Genomic DNA, 3,997 nt, shown 5'->3' on the forward strand with positions numbered 1-3,997 from the left:
CCCCGCGTGACCACCACGACCGTCCCCGCCCGCACCACCTCGCGCCGCTCCGCCGAGGGCGCTGAGCACCGAGCGGCGCGAGGTGGTGCGGGCGGGGACGGTCGTGGTGGTCACGCGGGGCTCCTGGGGTTCGGCGGGTCTGCGTGGGACCCATCCGACCGGTCCGCGCAGCCCCCTCCCAGGGGGGTGACCGGTGTCCTGGCGGTGGGGACCACCCCACCCCGCGCCGGGGGCCCGGAGCCGGGGGGCCCGGAGCCGGGGGCCCGGAGCCGCGCCTCAGCCCAGGGCGGAGGCGAGGTCGGCGACGAGGTCGTCGGCGTCCTCCAGGCCGACGGACAGGCGCACGAGGTCGTCGGGCACCTCCAGCAGGGAGCCGGCGACGGAGGCGTGGGTCATGCGCCCGGGGTGCTCCACCAGGGACTCCACGCCGCCGAGGGACTCGCCCAGGGTGAACAGCTCGGTGCCCCTGCACACGCTGAGGGCGTCCTCGACGCTGGCGGTGCGGAAGGAGATCATGCCGCCGAAGCGGCGCATCTGGCGGGCGGCGACGTCGTGGTTGCGGAACCCCGGCAGGCCCGGGTAGAGGACCTTCGTCACGCGCGGGTGGGACTGCAGGAACTCCACGACGCGCTCGGCGTTGTCGCAGTGCCGTTCCATGCGCACGGCGAGGGTCTTCAGGCCGCGCTGGACGAGCCAGGAGTCGAACGGGCCGGGCACGGCGCCCATGGCGTTCTGGTGGAAGGCGATGCGGGCGGTGAGGGTGCCGCCGCGGCCGTCGTCGCCGTCGCGCACGACGACGGCGCCGCCGACGACGTCGGAGTGGCCGCCGGCGTACTTGGTCGTGGAGTGCACGACGAGGTCGGCGCCGAGCAGCAGCGGGGTCTGCAGGTACGGGGTGGCGAAGGTGTTGTCCACGACGAGCAGGGCGCCGGCGGCGTGGGCGATCTCGGCGATCGCGGCGATGTCGCCGACGGTGAGCAGCGGGTTCGTGGGCGTCTCCAGCCACACCAGGCGGGTGCTGCCGGGGCGCACGGCGTCGCGCACGGCGTCGAGGTCGGCGAGGTCGGCGGGGGTGTGCTCCACGCCCCACGGCTCGAAGACCTTCTTCACCAGGCGGTAGGTGCCGCCGTAGGCGTCGTTCGGGATGACGACGTGGTCGCCGGGCACCAGCAGCGCGCGCAGCACGGCGTCCTCGGCGGCCAGGCCGGAGGCGAAGGCGTACGCGGCGTCGCCCTGCTCCAGGGCGGCGAGCTGCACCTCCAGGGAGGTGCGGGTGGGGTTGCCGGAGCGGGAGTACTCGTAGCCGGTGCCCAGGCCCGTGCGCAGGCCGCCCACGCCGTCCTGCTTGTAGGTGGACACCTGGTAGATGGGTGTCACGACGGCGCCGGTGGCCGGGTCGGCGTCCTGGCCGGCGTGCAGGGCGCGGGTGGAGAAGCCGGGCAGGCCGGCGGGGCTGTCGGGAGTCGTCACGGGCTGCGAGCCTACGCCGCGGGCGCGCACGCGCCGGGAAGGTCCGCGGCGTCCCCGTCGTTGTGACCGGTACGACCAGGGAGGAGCACCAGGTGCTGTTCGGCAACCCGTACAAGACCCGCATGGTGACCGCGGAGGACGCGCTGCAGGGCTCGCAGGCGCCCCGCTTCGAGGTCCCGGAGACCCACGCGGTGCTCGGCACCCCGCTGCGCGGCCCGTGGCCGGGGGGGACCGAGGTGATCTCCTTCGCCATGGGGTGCTTCTGGGGCGCGGAGCGCATCTTCTGGCGCCAGCCGGGCGTGGTGACCACGGCCGCCGGCTACCAGGGCGGCTTCACGCCGAACCCGACGTACGAGGAGTCGGTGACCGGCAGGACGGGGCACGCGGAGACCGTGCTGGTCGCCTACGACCCGTCGGTGACGGGCCCGGAGCAGCTGCTGAAGGTCTTCTGGGAGAACCACGACCCGACGCAGGGCTACCGGCAGGGCAACGACCGCGGCACGGAGTACCGCTCGGCGGTCTACACGACCACGCAGGAGCAGTGGGAGGCGGTGCAGCGCACGCGGGAGACGTTCCAGCGCGAGCTGACCGAGCACGGGCACGGGACGATCACCACGGAGGTCCGCCCGGCCTCCGAGGCGGGCACGTTCTGGTACGCGGAGGACTACCACCAGCAGTACCTGCACAAGGTGCCCGGCGGGTACTGCAACCACGGCCCCAACGGCCTGACCTGCCAGATCGGCCTGGTCGGCAGCGCGGAGTGAGGGCGCGCTGACCGGCGGGCAGCACGTGCCGGGGGTGGTGCCGCAGCGCGGCGCCACCCCCGGCACGTCCCCGGTCCGGGTGCGGCGCGCGGCGCCGGGCCTGCCGGGGAGGCCGTCGTTGTGGGACCATCAGCGCCCCCCTTCCGAGGGGGGACGGGTGCCGCCTCGAACCACCGGGGGCCACGGGGTGGCTAGGCTCGCGCCGAAGGAGGTCGCCGAGTGGACAAGCAGCCCGCGCCGCACCAGGACGACGGCGCAGCCGGAGGCGCGCCCGGAGGCGCGCTGCGCGTGGCCGCCGTCGACGACCACCCCGCCCTGCTGACCGGCCTGCGCGTGGAGCTGGCCGACCGGGACGTGCACCTGGTGGCCACGGCGCCCACGGTGCCGGAGCTGCTGCGCACCCTGGGCGCCGGGGGCGCCGCGCCGCCGGAGGTGGTGCTGCTGGACCTGCGCCTGGGCGACGGCTCGCACCCGGCGCAGAACGTGGGGGCGCTGCTCGGCGCCGGCACCCGCGTGCTCGTCTACACCGAGGGCCGCCAGCACGCCGAGGCCTCCGAGGCCCTGCGCTCCGGCGCGCAGGGGGTCCTGCTGAAGGACCGTCCGGTGAGCGCGCTCGTGGAGGCGCTGCGCGCGGTGGCCGAGGGCGAGACGCTGCCGTCGGCGGAGACGGCCGCGGCCCTGCAGGGCGACGCCGACCTCGCCGGGCACCTGTCGCCGCAGGAGCGGCGGGTGCTGGAGCTGTACGCGGGGGGCATGCCGGCGCGCTCGGTGGCGCTGCGCCTGGGCGTGACGCTGGAGACCGCCAAGAGCTACCTCAAGCGCATCCGCGCGAAGTACGCCGCGCTGGACCGGCCCGCCTACACGCGCATGGAGCTGTACCGCCGGGCCGTGGAGGACGGCGTGCTGAGCCCGCTGGGGACCCCGGGCACCGCCGCCGGGCCGCCCCCGGCCGACGGGCCGGGCGGCTGGGCCGCGGACGCGGCGGGGCCGCCGGCGCAGCGGTGACCTCCCGCGGCGCCCACCGCCTGGTCGCGCTCGTCCTGGCGCTGGCGGTGCTCTCCCTGGTGCCCTCGGTGGCCTCGGCCGCGGCGGCGGGCGGTCCGCAGCCGCCGGCGGCGTGGACGAGCGCGGTGGTCTCGGTCTACGCCGTGCTGCTGGTGCTGCTGCTGGCGCAGGTCGCGCACGGGCGCGCGCGCCCGTGGTTGCCGTGGGCGCTGGTGGTGGCCGGGGACGCGGCCGTGGGCGGCTACGTGCTCGTGGCCCCCGGCCCGGCCGAGCAGGTGCCGTGGGTGCTGGCCCTGTCGCCGCTGACGGTGGGCGCGGGCGCGGCGGCCACCGGCCTGGGCGCGGCGATGGGCCTGGGGCTGGTGCACGTCGGGCTGCGCGCGCTGGTGCAGGTCAGCGGGGCGTGGGCGGTGCCGGCCACGGGCTTCGTGCTGGACGCGCTGCTGGTGCTGGTGGTCGTGCCGGCGGCGTGGGTGGCGGTGGCGGCGGTGCGCTCCTCCGCCGAGCGCGTGCAGCGGGCCCGGCGGCTGGCGGAGGAGGCGGCCGCGCAGGAGGCGGCCGCGCGCGCGGCGGAGCTGGAGAACGCCCGCTGGGACGCCATCGTCCACGACGACGTGCTGGCCGCCCTGAGCACGACCGCGCAGGCGGCGGGGCCGGCGCAGCGCGCCGAGGCGGCCCGCGCGGCCCGCACCGCCCTGGCGCGCGTGGAGGGCGAGCGGCGGGGCGGGGCGCTGCCGCTGGCGCGCGCCTGGGAGGAC

Annotated in this window: 3 protein-coding genes and 1 pseudogene; 3 read left to right on the plus strand and 1 reads right to left on the minus strand. The window is 77.2% G+C overall.

Features of this window, described 5'->3' with window-relative positions:
• Positions 1–276: 276 nt before the first annotated feature.
• The gene (locus GTR00_RS16015; RefSeq protein WP_323132531.1) at positions 277–1,470 is read right to left on the minus strand and encodes a cystathionine gamma-synthase; all 1,194 of its coding nucleotides are present in this window, start codon (positions 1,468–1,470) and stop codon (positions 277–279) included.
• A 122-nt stretch (positions 1,471–1,592) separates the two neighbouring features.
• Between GTR00_RS16015 and msrA the strand changes: the two genes are divergently transcribed.
• The 3 genes and pseudogenes from msrA to GTR00_RS16030 form a co-directional block, all read left to right on the plus strand.
• Entirely contained in the window at positions 1,593–2,234 is a 642-nt protein-coding gene (msrA, locus tag GTR00_RS16020) for a peptide-methionine (S)-S-oxide reductase MsrA (protein ID WP_166612591.1), read from the plus strand.
• A 219-nt stretch (positions 2,235–2,453) separates the two neighbouring features.
• Positions 2,454–3,239, plus strand: coding sequence for a response regulator (locus tag GTR00_RS16025; RefSeq protein ID WP_166612588.1), 786 nt, complete (start codon positions 2,454–2,456; stop codon positions 3,237–3,239).
• Positions 3,236–3,997, plus strand: a pseudogene (locus GTR00_RS16030) (hypothetical protein); the annotation flags it as partial. The gene GTR00_RS16025 and the pseudogene GTR00_RS16030, both read left to right, overlap by 4 nt.

The sequence above is a fragment of the Kineococcus indalonis genome, from assembly GCF_009906395.1.
GTDB lineage: Bacteria > Actinomycetota > Actinomycetes > Actinomycetales > Kineococcaceae > Kineococcus > Kineococcus indalonis.